We start from the raw sequence: 19,873 nt of genomic DNA on the forward strand, positions 1-19,873 counted from the left end.
GCGTCAGTCGGGCAGGCTTATTGCGCCCGCCCGACATCCTCATGGAGAGGCAGGGTGAACTGGAAGGTCGCGCCGGGCCCGGCATTGCGGGTGGCGGACAGCTTTCCGCCATGGGCCTCGACGATCGAGCGGCAGATCGACAATCCCAAGCCAAGGCCGGTCGACTTGGTGGTGAAGAACGCATTGAACAGCCGCTCGGCGTTCTCGTCGGAGAAACCGACGCCGCAGTCCGCCATGATCAGGATGGCCTGATCGGCGTCGAAACTGCGCTGCGATCGGATCAGCAATTCGCGCGGCCGATCCGTGACCGGCTGCATCGCCTCGACGCCATTCATCACCAGGTTCATGACGACCTGCTGCAATTGAACGCGGTCGGCCCGGACGATCAGCGGATCGGCCGCGAGCTCCGTGCGCAGCGTGATCTGCTTGCTCGTGAGCTCGCGCCGCATCAGCACGCGGGCTTCGTTGACGACCTCGTTGATGTCAAGAAGCGCCCGCTCGGTATCGGTCTTGCGTGCCAGCGCCTTAACGCGCCCGATCACGTCGGCCGCCCGGCTGACATCCTTGACGATCCATTCCACCGAGCGCCGCGCATGCTCCATGCCCGCCGCGCCGCGATCGAGCCAGCGCAGGCAGGCTTCGCCGTTGGACATGATCGCGGCCAGCGGCTGGTTCACCTCGTGGGCGATGGAGGATGTCAACTCGCCGAGCGAGATCACGCGCGTGGCGTGCGCGAGGTCCGCCTGCGCGTCGTTGAGCGCGGCCTCGGCCTGCTTGGCGGCCGTGACGTCGGTCACCGCACCGATGTACTCGATGCCATCAGGACCGTCCGTCACCGCATGGGCCAAGGTTCGGATATGCTTCACCGCGCCGTTCGGCATCACCAGCCTGGCATCATGACCGAAATCCACGCCATCCCGGGACGCCTCCTCGAGCAATTGCTGCACGAAATCCCGATCTTCGGGATGCATACGCTGCAGAACGAACTCCAGTGTCGGCGTTGTCGCCGGATCGCATTCAAAGATCCGAAACGTCTCCTCCGACCAACTGATCTCGCCGGTCGCCACCTTCCAGCCGAAACTGCCGGTCCGGCTCAGCCGCTGAGCTTCGGCCAGGTACATTTCGCTCCGCAGCAGCCGGGCCTCGGTCCGCTTCTGCTCATCGAGCGCGGCCAAGAGGTCGCGGCGGGAAAGCTCCAACGATCTCGTCGCCTTTCTCTGCGCCGCACTGATCCAGTTGACGAACAGCGCCGTGATCAAGAACAAGCTCACGCGCGGGATCTGATGAACATCGATCTCGAACGAATGGGTCGGAGTCGTCACAAAATACTCGAACGCCAAACCGGCAAGCGCGGTCGACACCAAGCCCGGGCCGAGGCCCCCAAACCAGGCCGCAAACATGATCGCGCATAGAAACAGCGATACGTACGGTTCGATGTTCAGGTACTCGACCGCGGCCTTGGAGGCGAATAGAGCTGCAGTAACCGACAAGATCGCAATCGCATAACGGGAAAACGTCACCCAAGGCGTCTGATCGATATCGGTCAGTCCCAAACGCCAATCTGAAGGGCCGCGCGGCGCATCGACGGACAAGACCGGCGCACGTGTTTTGCTGCTACGCTGGCCCGGATACATGCCGAATGCTCCTTATGCCGCCCGATCGTGGTATACCTGCTTACGGTCGCTCAGGAGTTCTTCCAACTCAAGACCCGTTGAATTTCCGTGTGGCAGGACTGGACGAGCCGTGAAGGGCGGCCGAGCTGCGGTTTTGGTGATCAGTCGGGACCTGTCCCGCCTACCGACCGACCGGGGTCGGGAAAGCCCGCCGGCCGAAGAATTCAGGACCTTACTGGTCCGGACCTTGCCCACCACGCCCCTGCAGGGCCTGCTCAAGGCTTTGAATCAGATTGTCTGTCTCGAACGGCTTGGTCAAGAGACAGACTGCACCGGCGCTTGCGGCCCGGGCGGACACGGCCGCCTCGGGAAAAGCCGTGATAAAGATGAAAGGTATCTGCGTGCCCCTGGCGCGCAGGCGAAGCAGGAGCTCGACGCCGTTGGTGCCGGGCATATTGACGTCGGCGATCACGCAGGAGGTCAGGTCGAGCACATCCGACTGCAGAAATTCGTCAGCCGACCCGAACGTGAGAACGCCATAACCCAGGGACCTCAGCAGATTGTCGGTCGCGGTACGGACGGACGCATCGTCGTCGATGATGGAAATCATCGGTGTTGTCGGCAAGATCGCTGTCCTTCGGGGAAACGGGGATAAAGCTTCCGCTAGCGCGCGATGACTTTTCCACGAACCGTCAGCCCGCCCTAGATGTTGTCTGGGACACGATCTGCGCGCAAACCCTCCCCGTTTGTCGCGCGGAAAAGCCGGTACCCGCTTCCCCGGATCGTGCACTGGTAGTGGTAAAATGCGCTCTATCGATACAGCGGGGAATCATACTTAGGTTTCTCGCCCACACCTATCGGCGGCGAATCCCGATCATTTCGGCCATCCTGACCAGATCGGCCAGCGATTTTGCGCCCATCTTCTTCATGACGCGGCCACGATGGATTTTGACGGTGATCTCGGCAACACCGATCTGCGCCGCAATCTGCTTGTTCATGAGGCCCGCAGCCACCAAAGCGAGCACTTCGCGTTCACGTTCGGTCAAGGTCTCGAAATGTTCTCGCAGGCCCGTAACGGCTTTCTCCGCCTCGCGCCTTTCGCGATCGCGCTTGATCGCCGTCATCACGGAATCGAGCATATCCTGATCGCGGAACGGCTTGGTCAGGAAGTCGACTGCCCCGCCCTTCATGGCCCGGACGCTCATCGGAATGTCGCCGTGACCGGTCATGAAGATGATGGGAATGTGGACGTCCGCCCTGGCCAATTCGAGCTGGAGATCGAGCCCGCTCAACCCCGGCAGCCGGATGTCCAGCACCAGGCAACTCGCGACATCAGGCAGCTTGCTGTGCAGCAGTTCCGCAGCGGAGCCGAACTCCTGCACCTGTAGGCCCACCGATTGGAACAAGTTGGCAAGCGCCCGTCGTACGCTCTCGTCATCGTCGACGACGAAGACGACTGACTCCTGGCCGTTCGTCAGATCGTAAGGCGACGCAAACGGCTTCATGCGCTATCTCCGCATGCAATGGCCGTATGAAAACTCCACCGGACGGCAGCAGACGGATGTTTCGGATTCAAAACTGATTTTCCGGGTATCGCTGGCCCCTGACGTTAGAACACATCAGGGGAACCTCCGCAATTCTACGGGGATGCCGGGAACAGGACGCAACCATGCTCCGGCGGCGCTGCTGCCATGCCTGCGACAAAATAGCCGATCGGGATCGAAGGGCCAAACTGCGGAAGAGGCTAGAGCATGATCCGGAAAAGTGGAGACCGGTTTTCCGAAAAAGATCATGCTCAAACAAAGAGCTAGAACGGGATGACGATTCGAAGAAAAGTCATCACGCTCTAGCGGCCGACCTCCACACTGGCGGTCGTGCCGGCGACGAGGCGCACTCCATCAGGCACCTGGTCGATGTGAATATGCACGGGTATGCGCTGCGCCAGCCGCACCCAGGTGAAGATCGGGTTGACCGAAGCGAGCCCGCCCTGCCCCGGCTGCGCATTGACGACAGTGATGCCGCGCGCGACCCCGCCGACATGACCACGGATAAGTTGGCTGTAGCCCATCAAGCGGATTGTCGTCGGATCATTGTCGCGAATCCTTCCAAGGCTCGTCTCCTCAAAATAGCCGTCGACCCAGAAGGAATCGGAGTCGACCAGCGAGACCAGGTTTTGGCCGATATTGGCGTAGTCGCCGCGCTGGGCCAGCAGATTCGTCACATAGCCATTGACAGGTGAGCGAACGGTGACACGGCTGAGATTGAGCTCCGCCTTGGCGACCGCGGTCTGATCCGCGGCAACGGCGGCTTGCAGTTGATGCAGCGAGCTTGCCGATTGCTGAAAGACGTCCTTCGAGACCCAGCCTTCTCCGCGCAGCGTCGCCTGCCGTCCTTCGTTGGCACGCGCGTAGTCGAGCGCGGCCTGGTCGCGCGCGACCTGGGCGCGGGCAGCGTCCAACGCGATCTGGTAATCGGCCGGTTCGATCTCGAACAGCACGTCGCCCTTGTGCACCATCTGGTTGTCGGCGACCGGCAGCTTGACGATCCGCCCGGCAATCTCCGGCGCGACGGTCACCACATAAGCCCGCACCATGCCGTCGCGGGTCCACGGCCGCCCCATATAGACATCCCACGCGAACCAGCCGAACAACGCTGCCACCGCGACAGCGCCCAGCGTGAGCAGTACCGGGATCACGGAACTGAGCGACATTTTGCGGCTCGCCCCGCTTGCCGAAGGGCGCGGCAGAGCTTTCCGATCGCCCGCCTCGCCAGCCAATCGCGTCTGAACGTCAGACATCGCTATATCTCAGCCACCACCAGAACCACGCATGAAAGCAGAATAATATAAATCGCGAGCACGAACAGCGCCGGATGCCAGACATGGCGCAGCAGGCCAAGACGCGCCACCATCCGCCGCAGCACGACCAGGATAAGCCAGGCCGCCACCATCAGCAACGAAATGGGGGCGACATAGACGCCAAACAGATTGATCTCGGAAAAGCTCATGGCGGCGATGTTTCGAAATAGGTCTTGTGCTGTGCGAGCGTTTCCGACAGCACGAGGATGCTGCCGCGCGCCCGCTCCCTGACGGGCAATCCCGGCGTCGTGCGCGCGACCGCGGCAAGCTCCCCGTCGAAGTCACCGAGGCGTTCGATCGCAGCCGCGGTATCGGCTTGGACGATGGCATCGAGTGCAACGGTGAACTCCTGATCAAGGTCGAAGCGGCCGGCGACGGGGCGAAGCCGGATGATGGCATTACCCACCACCAGGGCCGATAGAAGATCAGAGCGTGCCGTCGGCTCGGTCGGCTCGGGGAGCGCCTGCAGGTAGTTGTAGATCCGTCCTTCCCACGCCTCCGATGTCAGTTGCAGCCGGTTGGTGGCAAGCCGCCGTAGTTCCCGCAGCGTCCGACTCAGCAGGCGGCGGACACGAAGCTCGGCCGATAACGGCGGCACCATGCGGAACGCAAGCGCAGCCGCTCCGAGTCCTACGAAGATCGCCAGCGCGACATTGTAGAAAGCGAGCGTGTTGTAGGTCATCTGGTTTGCCGGCCCGAGCAGCGGAATGAAAGTCGCAACCAGCGCGATGAAGACCGGCGGCAGCCAGGGTTGAGTCATCAGCGCACCGGCCGGAACGAGGACGAGCCCAATCACGAGACAGAGACCGGCGAAGGATGTCATCTGCGGCAGAAGTGCGAAATTGGCGATGGCCGCGAGCACGGTGGTGATGGCGGCGCCGACCATGAACAGCATGGTGATGCCATAGGCCTGATCGGGCCGCGCCGAGAACAGGGTGAGCGCGATCGCCGCAAAGGCGACGGCAAGCGCGCCATTCGGCCACGCCGTCACGACCCAGAACAATTCGACTGCGGCGATCGCGGTGAACGCGCGTGCCGCATTGAGAACCGAAGGGGCATAGTCCGGGACTGGCAGTCGCTCACGCCGCCGTGCCCGAACGGGCTGCGCGGGATCATTCAGCACGAGCAAGCCACTGAGTGCCTTTCGAAGCGCAAGCAGCGATCGCGCCGCCTCATCGGCGATCAGCTTGACCGACGGCGTCGTACATCCCATCGCGAGCAATCCACGTACGGCTGCGGCACATGACCTGCGCAAACGCGCCGGATCGGTTTGTGCGATCATCGCAACGTCGGCGGATTGCACTGTCAACTCCGTTGGAAGGCTACGCGCGATCTGGCTGATCTCATGCCGCCCTTCTTCGCTTGGCAGCAGATCGAGATGGACGGCCACCCTTCGCCAGGCGGACATCGCGCGGAGAAGACCAGTCGATGCCGACTCTAATTCCCGCATGTGATAGCGAACGTCGTAGGACTCGCCGCCCGCCTCATCCATAAGGGGATCGAGAGCGCCGATCCGTTGCGCCAGACCGAAGCCGATCCGGCGGGATCCCTCTCGCCTTTCCGACAACGTCGCGACGATCTGAGCCAGGATTTCCGTCGCCAGCGCAGCCATCTCCTTCGCCAGCCGCCTTGGCGCATCGCCGAAATCCGTCATCGCCATCACCAGGCCCGAGCACACGATGCCGACGCAGATCTCGCTGGCGCGGTTCACCGCAAGCGTGAAGACCTCGCCATTGGCGCCACCGGTGGCGCCAAGCAGGTCGCTTGCGACGATCGCAGCGGTAAAGCCAGCGAGCGCTGCCGAATAGGACGCGAAATTGCGCAGCAGCGTCGCCACGAAGGCGCAGCCCGCGCTCCAAAGCGCCAGTCCAAGCAGGAATCCGACTCGCTGTTGCGGAAAGAGTGCCGCCAGCATCACGATCGCCACAGCGCCGATCGTCGTCCCGATCAGGCGAAACCAGCCCTTGCGCAGCGCAGCGCCGAGGTGCGGCTGGCTGGCGATCGCGGCCGATGCACCAGCCCAGGACGGAATCTCGAGCTGAAGCCAGAAGCTGAGATAGAGGGCGAGACAAACGCCGGCCCAAAGGCGCAAGCCAAACAGCAGCGCCGACGCCGGGACCTGCAGCCGGTCGGCGAGCCGTCTTGCGTCAGGCAGCCGCCTCGCAGTCCAATCAATCAGGAGCGATGCCGCCGCCCTGGTCATCTGCCTCACCTACGCACATCGGGCAGGCTGCCCGCTGGTTTCGATCGAGGTCATGCCGCATCAGTAATGATCGGTCATGGGACCGACCTTGCCACGGAACACGCGGTAGCCGATCACGATGTAGAGCAGCATGAGTGGGAACACGAACAGGCCCTCGCCCCAGAACATGAAGGCGAGGCTGGAATGCGGTGCGGCCGCCTCCTCGATCGTGATGACGGAGGGGATCATGTAGGGCCAGAACGACAGCGCCAGTGTCCCAAAGGCGGTAACGAAGATCGTCACCACCATGTGGAACGGCCAGTAATCGTCATGGCGCAGGATGCTGGTGGCAAGCACCAGCGCCGCGCCGGCGCCGATCGCCGGAAACACGAACAGATACGGCCTTTCGGTCCACCGCTGCAGGATCGGAAGATTCTCGATGAGCGCATGGGCAAAGACGACGACCAGGAACACCAGCACCGCGATCGCAAGGATCGGGATCTGGCGGCGCGCGGTGGCGCGAACGGACCCCTCGCTCTTCCTCACCAGCCAGCAGGCTCCGAGCAGCGCGTATCCAAGGCAAAGGCCGATACCGCACAGCACCGAAAATCCGCTCAGCCACCCAAGCGCGCCGCCGGAATATTCGCCATTGGTGAATTGCAGTCCTTCGACCAACCCTCCGACCATCACGCCTTGCATGAAGCTTGCGGCAAGTGAGCCGCCGGAAAAGGACAGGTCCCACACCCAGCGCGAGGCCAGCGCCTTGTTGCGGAACTCGAATGCTACGCCGCGCAGGATCAACCCCAGCAGCATGACGATGACGGGGATATAGAAGGCGGAGAGCAGTATCGAATAGGCCGCGGGAAAGGCGCCCCACAGAATCACGCCCGCGACGACGAGCCAGGTCTCGTTGCCATCCCAGACCGGCGCGACGGTATGCAGCATTTCGTTTCGATCCTTCTCGTTCTTCGCCAGGCCGAACAGCATGCCGACGCCGAGATCGAATCCATCGAGCAAGAGATAGATCAGGATACTGATAGCGAGCAGCGCAACCCAGAACATCACCATGTCTATTCTCCCGCACTGATATAGCTGCGCGTGGCGACCGAGGGCTGGTCCGCCATCGACATTGGCCGGTTCGGCGCAGCTTCGCGCGGCTCCGTGGTCGGAATTCCGGCCGGGCCGGCACGCAGCAGCCGATAGATGTAGTAGGTGCCGAACGAAAAGATGAACGCATAGACCAGGACGAACAGGATCAGCGTGGTCAAGGCGGCGGACGCGGTGAGGAACGGCGTCATCGCATCAGCCGTGCGCAGCACGCCATAGACGGTCCAGGGCTGACGGCCGACTTCCGCGGTGTACCAGCCGGTGAGGATCGCGATCCATGGCAGCGGAAAGCTGAGGAAGATGCCCCAGAGCAGCAGGCGGCTGCGCTCGAGGCGATGCTTGAGCTCGAGATAGGTCCCGAGCCACGCCAGTCCCAGCATCAGGAGACCGCAGCCGACCATGATGCGGAAGGTGAAGAACGGGATGATCACGGGCGGCCGGTCCTGCGGTGGAAATGTCGTCAGCCCGACTTCCTTCGACGTCAGGCTCATGCTGCCGATGATGCTGCCGAGCACGGGAATGCTGATCGCGTATTTGTTGGACTCCGTACTCGGATCGGGGATCGCGATCAGCACCTCGGAGGCTGGCTGCTCGTCATGCCAGCGGGCCTCGATCGCGGCGAATTTCGCCGGCTGATAATCGTGGACGTAATCGCCGACGAGATGTCCGATGAAGAGTTGGATCGGAAGCAGCACCGCCGCAAGCGAAAGGCCCATGCGCAGCATGACCCGCGCCTCGGCGTAATAGGTCCGCCGCAGCAGGTACCACGCGCCCGTCGCCGCCACACAGAACGCGCCGGTCAGGAAGGATGCCAACAGCATGTGCGGAAAGCGCACCCAGACCACGCGATTGAAGAGGATCGCGACCCAGTCGTCGGGGGCGAACTGTCCTTTCTCCATGACATAGCCGACGGGCGCCTGCATCCAACTATTGTTGACCATGATCCAGAACGCCGAAAGCGTCGTCCCCAACGCCACCATGGCGGTGGAGAACAGATAGAACCATGGCGGCACGCGATTGCGGCCGAAGATGAGGATACCGAAGAAGCTGGCCTCCAGCATGAAGGCAGTGAATGTCTCGTAAGAGAGCAGCGGCCCCTGGATCGGTCCCGACATCTTGGCCAGCACGCTCCAGTTGGTGCCGAACTGGAACCCCATGACCACGCCCGACACCACGCCCATGCCGAAGGCGACGCCGAAGATCTTGAGCCAGAACTCGAACAGCGTCCGGTACACCTGTTTGCCGGTACGCATGTGCATCGCTTCGAGAACGGTCAGCCAGGCGGCAAGGCCGATCGTGAACGAGGGGAAGATAATGTGAAACGAGATGGTGAACGCAAACTGCAATCGCGACAGAAGAAGTGCCGTGACGTCCATCGAAAGTCTCCTGTCCTCTCAAGCTCGCTGCGCTGCCGACGTCGGCGTGGCGGCCGGCGGTGGAATGTTGTCGACCTTCAGAACCTGGGCGGTCGTCGCACGGATGCGCCGGCAGAAATCCGCATCATCGATCAGCGATATGCCGTAGGAGGGGATGATCTGCTTCAGCTTGGGCAGCCAGGCATTCGCCGTGAGCTCACCGGCAAAGCACTTCTCCAGCACGCTGATGGCGATGAAGGCCGCGGTCGAGGCGCCCGGCGAAGCGCCGAGCAGCGCGACCAGCGAATGATCAGCAGCACCGACCAGTTCGGTTCCGAACTCGAGCAGTCCGCCGCGCTTGACGTCAGGCTTGATGATCTGGACGCGCTGGCCGGCGACCTGCAATCGCCAGTCCTTCGGATCGGCATTCGGAAAATACTGGTCGAGCGTCGCCAGGCGATGGCTTTCGGATTGCAGCACCTGCCCGATCAGATATTCGGTCAGATCGAAATTGTCGCGCGCCACCGCAAGCAGCGGTTCGACGTTGGCGGGCCGGATCGACTCGAACAAATCGAGCCGCGATCCGTGCTTGAGGAACTTGCTCGAGAAGCCGGCATAGGGACCGAACAGGAGCGAGTGCTGCCCGCCGATGACGCGGGTGTCGAGATGCGGCACCGACATTGGCGGCGAGCCGACCGCGGCCTTGCCATAGACCTTGGCGTGGTGACGCTTGTTGACCGCGGGATCGTCGCAGCGCAGCCAGATTCCCGAGACGGGGAAGCCGCCATAGCCGTGGCCTTCCGGAATACCGGATTTCTGCAAGAGCGGCAGCGCGCCGCCGCCGGCGCCGATGAACACGAACTTCGCCTTGACCGACCGCTTCTCGCCGGTGTCGGTATCGCGAACCTCGATCTGCCAACGACCGTCCTGATCGTGGACGAGATCGGTGACGACGCTCTTGTAGTGGACAGCGCAGCCGGGCTGGCTGACGAGATGATGAACCAGATGATGGGTCAGCGACCCGTAGTCGACATCGGTGCCGGTGATGATCCGTGTTGCAGCGACCGGATCGTCGCCACTGCGGCCTTCCATCACCAGCGGCACCCAGTCGGCGATTTGCTTCGGATCCTCGGTATACTCCATGCCCTCATAGCAATGATGAGCCGACATCGCCTTGAAGCGCTTGTTGAGGAAGCCGACATTGTCGGCGCCCGACACGAAGCTCATATGCGGAACCGGGTGAATGAAGGAGCGCGGATCCGAGATCGCGCCCTTGCCGACCAGGTAGGACCAGAACTGCCGCGACAGGTCGAATTCGACGTTGACCTGCAGCGCCTTGGAAATGTCGATGCTGCCGTCCGCACGCTCCGGCGTGTAGTTCATCTCGCAATTGGCGGCGTGCCCGGTGCCGGCATTGTTCCAGGCATCCGAGCTTTCCAGCCCGCAATCCTCCAGGACCTCGAACATCGAGATGGTGAGCTGTGGCTCCAGTTCCTTGAGGAAGACGCCTACCGTAGCGCTCATGATGCCTGCGCCGATGAGGACGACGTCCGGTTCACCAGTGGGGGTGCTCTGCATGGATGTCTCCTTGCGGGTTTGGATGTCGCTGTCCTGAACGGCTCACGCCGAGGCCGGCTGGTGCTCCTTGGTGCGGAACGGCACATGCGCGCCGGGGTGCAGCACCACATAGGCGCGGCGCCAGGACGAATCGTCGGTCAGCTTCCAGCTATGCCCGGAGCCGACGGTGTCTTCCGCCAGCAGGATGTCGCCGGGATGCAACAGGAAATGCTCGCCGTCGCGGGTCTGGAAATCGAGCGTTCCGGAGAGCGTGATCACCAGTTGGCGGATCGGCGCGGTGTGCCAGGCGAACGCGCCGCCCGATGCCGTCTCCTGGAAGGAGATGGTGACGACGTCGACCTTGCTGCTGAGCCAGTCGCCGCGCTGGCCGGGTTCAAGATCGATGAGCCCTTCCTCGAAATGCGAATTGCTGTCCTCACCGGTCCATAACCTGACGCATCTGATCATGCTGTGCTCCTTCAGCGTGTCGGTGTGCCGGCTTTGACCGGCGCATTGCCCTGGGCCACATACGGCTTGACCATTTTGGCGGGATCGACGATGCGGTCGAACTCCGACTCGCTGACGAAGCCGAGCTTCAGCGCCGCCGCTTTCAGCGTGAGATCGTTGTCCATCGCATAGTGCGCGATCGCCGAGGCCTTGTCGTAGCCGATCACGGGCGCGAGCGCGGTGACCAGCATCAGCGAGCGCTCGACATATTCCTTGATCTTCTTCTGGTTCGGCTTGGTGCCCTCGACCAGGAACCTGCGGAAATTCGTGCAGCCGTCGGTCAGGATCGTGATCGACTGGGCGATGTTGTGGATCATCAGCGGCTTGTAGACGTTCATCTCCAGATAGCCGCTGGCTCCGCCGAACCCGACCGCGACGTCGTTCGCCATCACCTGCACCGCGATCATCGTCAGCGCCTCGGCCTGGGTCGGGTTGACCTTGCCCGGCATGATCGAGGAGCCCGGCTCGTTCTCGGGAATCATCAGTTCGGCAAAGCCGGCGCGCGGGCCGCAGGACATCAGGCGGATGTCGTTGCCGATCTTGTAGAGCGACACTGCAAGCGTGCGCATCGTGCCGGAAAGCTGCACCAGCGCATCATGCGCGCCCTGCACGGTGAATTTGTTCGGCGCGCTGACGAAGGGCAGTCCCGTCAGGCGTGCGATTTCGCTGGCGACCGCCTCGGCAAAGCCCGGCGCCGCATTGATGCCGGTGCCCACCGCGGTGCCGCCAAGCGCGAGCCGGAACACGCCCTTGAGCGCGTCCTCGATCCGCGCAAGGTCATCGGCGAGCATGCCGGCATAGCCCGACCATTCCTGGCCGAGCGTCAGCGGCGTCGCATCCTGCATGTGGGTGCGGCCGATCTTGACGACGTCGTCCCACTGCCTGGCCTTGGCATCGATCGCATCGTGCAGGGCCTTCACCGCGGGAACAAGGCGCTGCGTCACGTTGACGGCGGCCGCGATGTACATGGCGGAAGGAAAACTGTCGTTCGACGATTGCGACATGTTGACGTGATCGTTCGGATGAACCGGATGCTTGCTGCCGAGCGGCGTTCCCGCGAGCTGGCAGCATCGGTTCGAGATCACCTCGTTGACGTTCATGTTGAATTGCGTGCCACTGCCTGTCATCCAGACATGCAGCGGAAACATGTCGTGATGCTGGCCCTGCAGGATCTCGTCACAGACATGGACGATCAGCTTGTGGACCTTGGTATCGAGCCGCTTGCCGGCATGGTTGGCGTTCGCGGCCGCTTTCTTCAGGATCGCGTAGGACTGGATCATCTCGCGGGGCATCAGATCCTTACCGATGCTGAAATGCTCGAGCGAACGCTGGGTCTGGGCGCCCCAGAGCTTGTCGGCGGGGACATCGACTTCACCAAGACTGTCGGTTTCCTTGCGGAGGTCATTCATCGCAGCCTCTCTTTGCGCGCGGTTCGGAAAACAAGCATTGACGCCTCACAATAAGGCTACGTTCGGTGCCGCGTTCAGGCTTCCTGAAACGAACGTCTTTTACGGAATTGCATGGCAGGACTGCGCCGCCGCAATCTTCACCAACTCTCTGTCGTCACGAGCAAGAACGAGCGAGCGCCGCCGCAGAAGGACGCGCGCGCAAACCATGCAAACGCATCGGCGCGTGCGGCCGCGATTCCGTTATCTCATTACTTACTTGGACCGATGCCGCGGCGGCATTCACGCCGTCGCAAAGCCATCGCCCGTCTCAACCGGACGCCGGTGCACTCCCTGTGCGAAGACGATACGATCTGGATGCGTGAACACTTCGTAGCCGTCATCGCGCGCAACCGCGATCAAGGTGATCCCGGCGTCGTCAGCGGTCTTGATCGCGAGCGTCGTCGGCGCGGAAACGGCGACGATGACGGGCGCGCCCATCATGGCCGTCTTCTGCACCATCTCGACCGAGATGCGGCTCGTGAGCAGAATGGCGCCGTTCGAGACCGACCTGTTGTGACGGATCAGCGCGCCGGCAAGCTTGTCGAGTGCATTGTGGCGGCCGACATCCTCACGCACCGGGCCGACGCCGCCATCGGCCTGCCAGAAAGCGGCCGCATGCACGGCGCGGGTTCTCTGGTTGAGGTCCTGTAGCGACGGAAGCGCGCGCATGGCCTCCAAGAGATCGCGTGCATCGAACGTCGCGCCCTTCTTCACCCTGGGAACCGCGCGCCTCGCCTGCACAAGGCTTTCGATGCCACAAAGCCCGCAGCCGACGGGGCCCACGGAGGCGCGCCGCCGCGCGAACAAGGCCGCCGTCCGATTTTCTGCAAGCCAGATCCGCACCTCGATGCCGAGATCAGTCTCGATCAGATCAAGGCTCCTGATCTCGTCGGCACGGGCAACGATGCCCTCGGTCACGGCGAAGCCAATGCCGAAATCCTTTAGATCGGCGGGCGTCGCCATCATCACGGCATAGGTCGATCCGTCGAAGGTCAGCGCAATGGCGGTCTCCTCCGCCACCGCCCGCGACGATGAACTCGCGCGGCCACCCCGCCAGTTGAGGCCGGCCCGTTCGATGAAAGCACCATTGGCGGCCATGATCACCTCAGCTCGGGTTTGGCGTTGGATTCGCCTCGGGTTGCGCGGCTCAGGTCAGGAGTTCCTGTTCCGCGTCGCTTCGTAGAGGAACCAAGTCCGGCGCTCGGTCTCGTCGATCCAGTTTTCGAGCAGGCTCGCGGTGGCGACGTCGCCATACTCGTCACAGACATTGTGAACCTGGCGCATCTCGCGCGTGAGCTGCTGGTTGTCGCTGCCCAGTTCAGCCAGCATGTCCTGCGGATCGACGTAGTCGGCATCGTTGTCGAGGATGCGCTGCTGGCGCGAGACCTGACCGATCGAGCGGATCGTGGTGCCGCCGATCTTGCGCGCGCGTTCCGCGATCGGGTCGGTCATCGCGAAGATCTGGTCGGATTGCTCGTCGAGCAGAAGGTGGTAGTCACGGAAGTGGCGGCCCGACATGTGCCAATGGAAGTTCTTGGTTTTGAGATAGAGTGCAAACACGTCGGCCAGCAGGGCGCTGAGCGCTGCCGAGATATCGCGCGTCGCGTCGGCTTTCAGATCGGTCGGGCTTTGCAATTCGGGGCGCGTGGACTTGAGCATTCGTGCCATCCTTGTTTCTTGGTCGACGGCACCAGCGTTTCCGGGCCGTCCTTGACGGTTGCGATACCGTGCATCGGGAAGCGTATCTTTCCAGAGCCTGCGGACTCTTTCGGATTCGCACGGATTTCGGGACAATCTTCCGCATTGGTTGCGAACGCGCGCGGAACGGGGCCGCGTCAGACTTTGCGAAAACTCGCGCGGAACTGGCTCGGCGTGATCCCGAGGCGCTTGACGAATACGACGCGCATATGCTCGGCGCTGCTGAAGCCGCTTTCATGCGCGACCACTTTCAGCGGGAGGTCGGAACCTTCGAGGCGGTTGCGCGCGGCATCGATGCGCGCGCTTTCGACGAATTCGGCCGGCGTCACATTGGTCTCGCGCTTGAACGCGCGGGCAAAACTGCGCACGCTCATTCCGGCGACCTGCGCCAGTACATCGACACCGTTCGCCTCGCGCAAATGCGCCATCACATGGGCGTGCACGCGCGCGATCGGCGAATCCTTCTGGGCCGGCGGCACGAGATAGGGACTGAACTGGGACTGCCCGCCCTGCCGCTGCGCCACGACGACGAGCCGCTTGGCGACCGCGAGAGCGACTTCCGGCCCATGATCATCCTGTACGATCGCGAGCGCGAGGTCGATTCCCGCAGTGACGCCCGCCGAGGTCAGCAGCGGCCCGTCACGCAGATAGATGCGGTCAAACTCGACCTTCGCCTTCGGGAACTGCCGGGCGAGACTGGGCGCATTCTGCCAATGTGTCGTCACCGTCTTGCCGTCGATCAGGCCGGCGTGGCCGAGCGCAAACGCACCGGTGCATATCGAGCCATATTGTGGGGAGCGCGAGGCGATCTTGCCGAGCCAGTCGACAAGCCGCGGATCCGGCGGCGTGGTCGGAAGCTCCGGTCCGCCGGCGACCAGCGCGAGATCGAACGCCTGCTCCGCATCGGCAAATGTCATCTCCGGCGTGATCGACATCCCGTTTGACGCCCGGTACGGCTGCCGTTCGGCGCCGATCAGCGTGAGGCGGTAGCCGCGATCCGTTCCCACGAAACCATTCGTCTCGATAAAAACGTCGAGCGGACCTGCGACATCGAGCGCCTGCACTCCCGGAAAGATCGCCAGCGCGACCGCCTTCATCGACCAACAATCCAGTTCCCGCGCGTGGATGCGCGCGACGACTATGCATGGAATCCTGCCAGCCGGCCATGCATTTCAGCCAGGTGCTTCTTGCACGAACGCCATCGGCAGAAAAGCGTGGTGTTTTGACGGTTTCGCAGGGATCGGCATCGTTGTTCGTGCCCACGCAAAGCATCAGTTAGTCGGCGAGCAATCCACCAAGACCATAAGGAGATCAGGTCATGACGAAGATCATTGCCGGTATCACCATTCCCGACAGCAAGCTTGCGCGAGAAGTCGACGAACTGGTTCGCGACACCGAATCGGAACTGCTCTACCACCATTCCAACCGCGTCTTCCTGTTCGGCGCGCTGGCCGGGCAGCGCGCCGGGCTGAAGGTCAACCATGAGCTGCTTTATGTCGGCGCGATGTTCCACGACATGGGCTTGCAGGCGCCCTATGCCAGCACCAACGAGCGCTTCGAGGTCGACGGCGCCAATGCCGCCGCAAAATTCCTCCGCGCCCATCGCATCAATGAGCGCGATGTCGAGGACGTCTGGGACGCGATCGCGCTGCACACCACGCCTGATATCCCGAAGCACAAGCGGCCGGTGGTCGCGCTGGTGACGGCCGGCGTCGAGATGGATGTGCTGGGGCTGGAATTCGACTCCTTCACCGCCGCACAGCGCCATGAGGTCTGCGCCCACCATCCGCGCGGCCACGACTTCAAGAACGGCATCATCGATGCGTTTGCTGCCGGGACGATCAAGAAGCCGGGGACGACCTTCGGCAACGTCAAGGCGGACGTGCTGGCGCTGCGCGACCCGACCTACCACCGGATCAATTTCTGCGACGTCATCCTGAACTCGAAATGGTCGGAATGACGAAGGCCGAGCATCAACGATCAAGCATGGAGAACGATCATGACCATCACGAACGCCGTCGGCTCGGTGGGCACTGAACCCAAGAAGAACTTCTTCCGGAAGCAGCGCCAACGGATCGAGCAACGCCTCGACTATTGGCTCGACGTCGCGCTGGAAGACAGTTTTCCATGCAGCGACCCGATCTCCTCGATGCGGACCGATTGAAGCGAGAAGGAATAGACACTTTACCACCTATGCGGATTCGGCGTGAACCTCCGATCTGGCGGCTGGTTGCCTTAACCTGCGGTGCCCGGCATGCTAGGCCACCTCGATCCGTTCCCTCCGAGAAGGCCCGAACAGCGCAATGTCCGACCAGTTCTCCAACGCCCAGCAGATCCGCAAACCAGCCGTCACCTCCAAGGGCGGCATCGTCGCTTCGCAGTCGCGAAGAGCCGCCGAGGTCGGCGCGGCCGTGCTGGCGGCGGGTGGCGATTGCGTCGATGCCGTGGTCGCGACCACCTTTGCGCTCGGCGTGGTGGAGCCCTGGATGAGCGGGATCGGCGGCGGCGGCGCGATGGTGCTCTACCGCGCCCGCGAAAACCGCTATGAGGTGATCGACTACGGCATGCGGGCGCCGAACAGCCTTCGCATCGAGGATTATCCGCTGACCGGCGACGGCACCGCCTCCGACCTCTTTCCCTGGGCGCGAGTGAAGGACGACCGCAACCTGCATGGCCCCGGCTCGATCGCGGTGCCCGGTGTGGTGGCGGGCATGGAGGAGGCGCATCGCCGCCATGCCAAATTGCCGTGGAAGGACTTGCTCAAGCCAAGCGTCGATCTCGCCGCGGAAGGCCTGTTGGTCGACTGGTGGACCACGCTGATGATCGCAAGCTCGGCCGCCGATCTCCGCCGCTATCCGGCCAGCGCCGCTGCCTATCTGCAGGATGGCCTGCCGCCGAATGCGCAATGGGGCATCAAGTCGGTGGTGCGGCTGCCGCAGGACCGGCTGAAGGCAACCATGGCGCAGCTTGCCGCCGAAGGACCGCGCGACTTCTATGAGGGTGGCCTGGCGCGCAGCATCGCCGCCGATATCAGCGAGAGCGGCGGCGCGCTATCTGTCGAGGATCTGGCCGCGTTCCGCGCTCACGTTCGCGAGCCGCTGCGCATCTCCTATCGCGGCGGCTACGTCTATGCGGCGCCCGAACTGACCGCCGGGCCGACACTCGCGCATACGCTGCGCCTGCTGCAGCAGAGCGTGCAGCCCTCGCCCTCCCCGGATGCCGCCGCCTACACGGCTTACGCGCAGGCGCTGCAGACCGCCTATCGCGAACGCCTGCAGGGCATGGGCGATGCCGACGGCCGCCGCTCGCTCGGTGCGGAAGCGGTCGCGCCTGCCTGCACCACGCATTTCTCCGTCGTGGACCGCGACGGCAACATGGCGGCGGTGACGCAAACGCTGCTGTCGACCTTCGGCTCGAAATTCGTGACGCCGCAAACCGGCATCACCATGAACAACGGCATCATGTGGTTCGATCCGACGCCGGGCACGCCGAACTCGCTGGCGCCCGGCAAGCGCTGCCTGACCAACTACACGCCGGTCGTGGCGCAGGCCGCCGATGGCCGGCGCCTCGCCGTCGGCGCCTCCGGCGGCCGGCGCATCCTGCCGGCGGTGACGCAGCTTCTCTCCTTCGTGATGGACTACGGCATGGACCTCGATGCAGCCATCCACCAGCCCAGGATCGACGCCAGCGAAGGCGCGATCGTGATCGGCGACGTGCGGCTGCCGCCAGTAGCGCGCGAGGCGCTGCGCGCACGGTTCGACTATGAGGAAGCGCGCATGCAGACGATGCCGCTGAAATTCGCCTGCCCCAGCGTGGTGCTGCGCGACGGCGCCACCAACAGCGGCGCCACCGAGCCGTTCCACGCCTGGAGCGAAGCGATGGCGGAAGGGTAGAGCGTTTTCGAGCGAAGCGGACACCGGTTCGCGTGAAGAAACGCGTCAAAACGAGAAATCGGAACTTCGGTTCTGATCCAATCAGAACCGAAGTTCTGACGCACAGGCTGCTCAGCTCAGCCCGATATCGCCGCCGACAGCACCGCTTCAAGTTCCTGCCTGACATCGTCGAGTGGCTGCGCGTTGCGCGCCGCGCGGCACATCGCGAGCGTTCCCTCGACGGAAGCGACGACCAGCGCGGCCAGCCGCCGCGCGCGGGCCGGCGGCACGCCGTCGCGGCGTAACGCGGCGATCATGATCCGCTGCCAATCCGCGAACACACCGTCGGCGAGATCGAGCAAGTGACGTTGCGCGGCTTCGTCCGGCGCTCCCGCATTGTCCATCGCATCAGAGACATATTGCTCGACCGCCACGGCCAGCACCGGACAGCCGGCCTGAAATTTGCTCCGCTCAAGCGTTTGCCGCCACAGTGCGATGAAGGCGCGCAGGCCATCGATCGCGCCGCGCTCGCGCGTCAGATGGTCCAGCGGCTTGCTCACCTGTGCGCCGGCAAAGACGATCGCGTCTTCGATCAACTGCTGCTTGCCGCGCGGAAAATGATGGCTGACCGAGCCGCGCGGCGTGCCGGTATGGCGCACCACCTCGCGCATGCTGGTGGCGTTGACGCCGCGCCGGCTCAGGAGGTCGGCCGCCCCCGCCACCATCTTTGCTCTCGTACCTGACGTCATCGGCGTCCCTCGGATTTCGGCAAACCAGACTAGACTATGACACTTGACATAGCCAGCCCGATATGCGGCTATGTCAGGTGTCATAGCAACCAACCGGACGAGAGTGGCGCGATGACGAATCCTGACAACGAAAGGGAGGGAATATGACCACGCCAGGCAGCATTCGGACTGAAGCACACGACCACATCTTCAAGATCGTCATCGACAACCCGGCCAAAAAGAACGCCTTCTCGCCGGCGATGATGGAGCAGCTCTCCGACGCGCTGACCGAGCTGCACAACAACGACGCCTATTGGGTCGGCGTCATCTGCGCCGAGGGCAAGGATTTCACGGCCGGCCTCGACATGCCGAAATTCTTCGGCCCCACCGCCGAGAAGCGCAATCTCAAGGAAGGCAATGTCGACGCGTTCGGTCTTTCCAAGCGCTGCAGGAAGCCGATCGTCACAGCCGTGCAGGGCATCGTGTTCACGATCGGCATCGAGCTGATGCTGGCGGGCGACATCGTCGTTGCCGCCGATGACAGCCGGTTCTGCCAGATGGAAGCAAAGCGCGGGATCGCTCCCCTCGGCGGCGCGCATTTCCGCTTCCTGTCGCGCACCGGGTGGGGCAATGCGATGTATCACCTGTTCCTGTGCGACGAATTCACGGCGCAGCGCGCCTACGAGATCGGCCTGGTGCAGGAGGTGGTGCCGGCGGGCCAGCAGATCGCCCGCGCGATGGAGCTTGCCGCGATGATCGCGCGCAACGCGCCGCTCGGCATCCAGGCAACCAAGGAAGCAGCCGCGAAATATATCGAGGGCGGCGAGGCCGCCGCGATCGCCTTTATCCCATCGATCCGCGAATGCGTCCTGAACAGCGCCGACGCCCGCGAAGGCATTCAGTCCTTCATCGAGCGGCGGCCTGCGATGTTCCAGGGACGGTGACGCGG

Annotated in this window: 19 protein-coding genes; 4 read left to right on the top strand and 15 right to left on the bottom strand. The window is 63.3% G+C overall.

Annotated features, from left to right (window positions below; genetic code table 11):
• Positions 1-17: 17 nt before the first annotated feature.
• From OZ411_RS11550 to OZ411_RS11615, 14 genes are all read right to left on the bottom strand, one after another.
• The gene (locus OZ411_RS11550; protein WP_282528037.1) at positions 18-1,634 is read right to left on the bottom strand and encodes an ATP-binding protein; all 1,617 of its coding nucleotides are present in this window, start codon (positions 1,632-1,634) and stop codon (positions 18-20) included.
• A 211-nt stretch (positions 1,635-1,845) separates the two neighbouring features.
• The gene (locus OZ411_RS11555) at positions 1,846-2,238 is read right to left on the bottom strand and encodes a response regulator (protein WP_282528038.1); all 393 of its coding nucleotides are present in this window, start codon (positions 2,236-2,238) and stop codon (positions 1,846-1,848) included.
• A 229-nt stretch (positions 2,239-2,467) separates the two neighbouring features.
• Complete coding sequence (locus OZ411_RS11560; RefSeq protein ID WP_130578469.1) at positions 2,468-3,118, bottom strand: response regulator transcription factor; 651 nt, start codon at positions 3,116-3,118, stop codon at positions 2,468-2,470.
• Positions 3,119-3,459: 341 nt separating this feature from the next.
• Entirely contained in the window at positions 3,460-4,323 is an 864-nt protein-coding gene (locus tag OZ411_RS11565; RefSeq protein ID WP_282528039.1) for an HlyD family secretion protein, read from the bottom strand.
• Between the two features lie 89 nt (positions 4,324-4,412).
• A complete protein-coding gene (locus OZ411_RS11570; RefSeq protein ID WP_130578471.1) occupies positions 4,413-4,619 on the bottom strand; it encodes a DUF1656 domain-containing protein in 207 nt (68 codons plus the stop codon).
• Positions 4,616-6,673, bottom strand: coding sequence for an FUSC family protein (locus OZ411_RS11575; RefSeq protein ID WP_282528040.1), 2,058 nt, complete (start codon positions 6,671-6,673; stop codon positions 4,616-4,618). The genes OZ411_RS11570 and OZ411_RS11575 overlap by 4 nt, the downstream gene beginning before the upstream one ends.
• A 60-nt stretch (positions 6,674-6,733) precedes the next feature.
• The gene (gene cydB, locus OZ411_RS11580; RefSeq protein ID WP_282528041.1) at positions 6,734-7,720 is read right to left on the bottom strand and encodes a cytochrome d ubiquinol oxidase subunit II; all 987 of its coding nucleotides are present in this window, start codon (positions 7,718-7,720) and stop codon (positions 6,734-6,736) included.
• Positions 7,721-7,722: 2 nt separating this feature from the next.
• Positions 7,723-9,135: a cytochrome ubiquinol oxidase subunit I gene (locus OZ411_RS11585; RefSeq protein ID WP_282528042.1), complete on the bottom strand. Its 1,413-nt coding sequence runs from the start codon at positions 9,133-9,135 to the stop codon at positions 7,723-7,725.
• Positions 9,136-9,153: 18 nt separating this feature from the next.
• Positions 9,154-10,692 (bottom strand): malate dehydrogenase (quinone), encoded by a 1,539-nt coding sequence (gene mqo / locus OZ411_RS11590; RefSeq protein WP_282528043.1) that lies wholly within the window; start codon positions 10,690-10,692, stop codon positions 9,154-9,156.
• 42 nt (positions 10,693-10,734) lie between these two features.
• Positions 10,735-11,139: a hypothetical protein gene (locus OZ411_RS11595; RefSeq protein WP_130578476.1), complete on the bottom strand. Its 405-nt coding sequence runs from the start codon at positions 11,137-11,139 to the stop codon at positions 10,735-10,737.
• Positions 11,140-11,150: 11 nt separating this feature from the next.
• Entirely contained in the window at positions 11,151-12,587 is a 1,437-nt protein-coding gene (gene fumC / locus OZ411_RS11600) for a class II fumarate hydratase (protein WP_282528044.1), read from the bottom strand.
• A 279-nt stretch (positions 12,588-12,866) separates the two neighbouring features.
• Positions 12,867-13,724, bottom strand: a complete 858-nt coding sequence (fdhD, locus tag OZ411_RS11605; protein ID WP_282528045.1) for a formate dehydrogenase accessory sulfurtransferase FdhD — start codon at positions 13,722-13,724, stop codon at positions 12,867-12,869.
• Positions 13,725-13,778: 54 nt separating this feature from the next.
• The gene (locus OZ411_RS11610; protein WP_282528046.1) at positions 13,779-14,285 is read right to left on the bottom strand and encodes a DNA starvation/stationary phase protection protein; all 507 of its coding nucleotides are present in this window, start codon (positions 14,283-14,285) and stop codon (positions 13,779-13,781) included.
• 176 nt (positions 14,286-14,461) lie between these two features.
• Positions 14,462-15,421, bottom strand: a complete 960-nt coding sequence (locus OZ411_RS11615) for a GlxA family transcriptional regulator (protein WP_282528047.1) — start codon at positions 15,419-15,421, stop codon at positions 14,462-14,464.
• Positions 15,422-15,642: 221 nt separating this feature from the next.
• Here OZ411_RS11615 and OZ411_RS11620 point away from each other — a divergent pair, with 221 nt between their 5' ends.
• From OZ411_RS11620 to OZ411_RS11630, 3 genes are all read left to right on the top strand, one after another.
• The gene (locus tag OZ411_RS11620; RefSeq protein WP_282528048.1) at positions 15,643-16,284 is read left to right on the top strand and encodes an HD domain-containing protein; all 642 of its coding nucleotides are present in this window, start codon (positions 15,643-15,645) and stop codon (positions 16,282-16,284) included.
• Positions 16,285-16,323: 39 nt separating this feature from the next.
• Complete coding sequence (locus OZ411_RS11625) at positions 16,324-16,488, top strand: hypothetical protein (RefSeq protein WP_165421079.1); 165 nt, start codon at positions 16,324-16,326, stop codon at positions 16,486-16,488.
• A 139-nt stretch (positions 16,489-16,627) separates the two neighbouring features.
• On the top strand, positions 16,628-18,217 hold the full coding sequence (locus tag OZ411_RS11630) for a gamma-glutamyltransferase (RefSeq protein WP_282528049.1): 1,590 nt from the start codon (positions 16,628-16,630) through the stop codon (positions 18,215-18,217).
• Positions 18,218-18,333: 116 nt separating this feature from the next.
• Here the strand turns inward: OZ411_RS11630 and OZ411_RS11635 are convergent, their stop codons facing one another.
• Positions 18,334-18,945, bottom strand: a complete 612-nt coding sequence (locus OZ411_RS11635; protein WP_282528050.1) for a TetR/AcrR family transcriptional regulator — start codon at positions 18,943-18,945, stop codon at positions 18,334-18,336.
• Between the two features lie 143 nt (positions 18,946-19,088).
• Between OZ411_RS11635 and OZ411_RS11640 the strand changes: the two genes are divergently transcribed.
• Positions 19,089-19,868 (top strand): crotonase/enoyl-CoA hydratase family protein, encoded by a 780-nt coding sequence (locus tag OZ411_RS11640; protein ID WP_282528051.1) that lies wholly within the window; start codon positions 19,089-19,091, stop codon positions 19,866-19,868.
• The last annotated feature ends 5 nt before the right edge of the window (positions 19,869-19,873 follow it).

The sequence above is a fragment of the Bradyrhizobium sp. Arg237L genome (assembly GCF_029990105.1).
GTDB lineage: Bacteria > Pseudomonadota > Alphaproteobacteria > Rhizobiales > Xanthobacteraceae > Bradyrhizobium.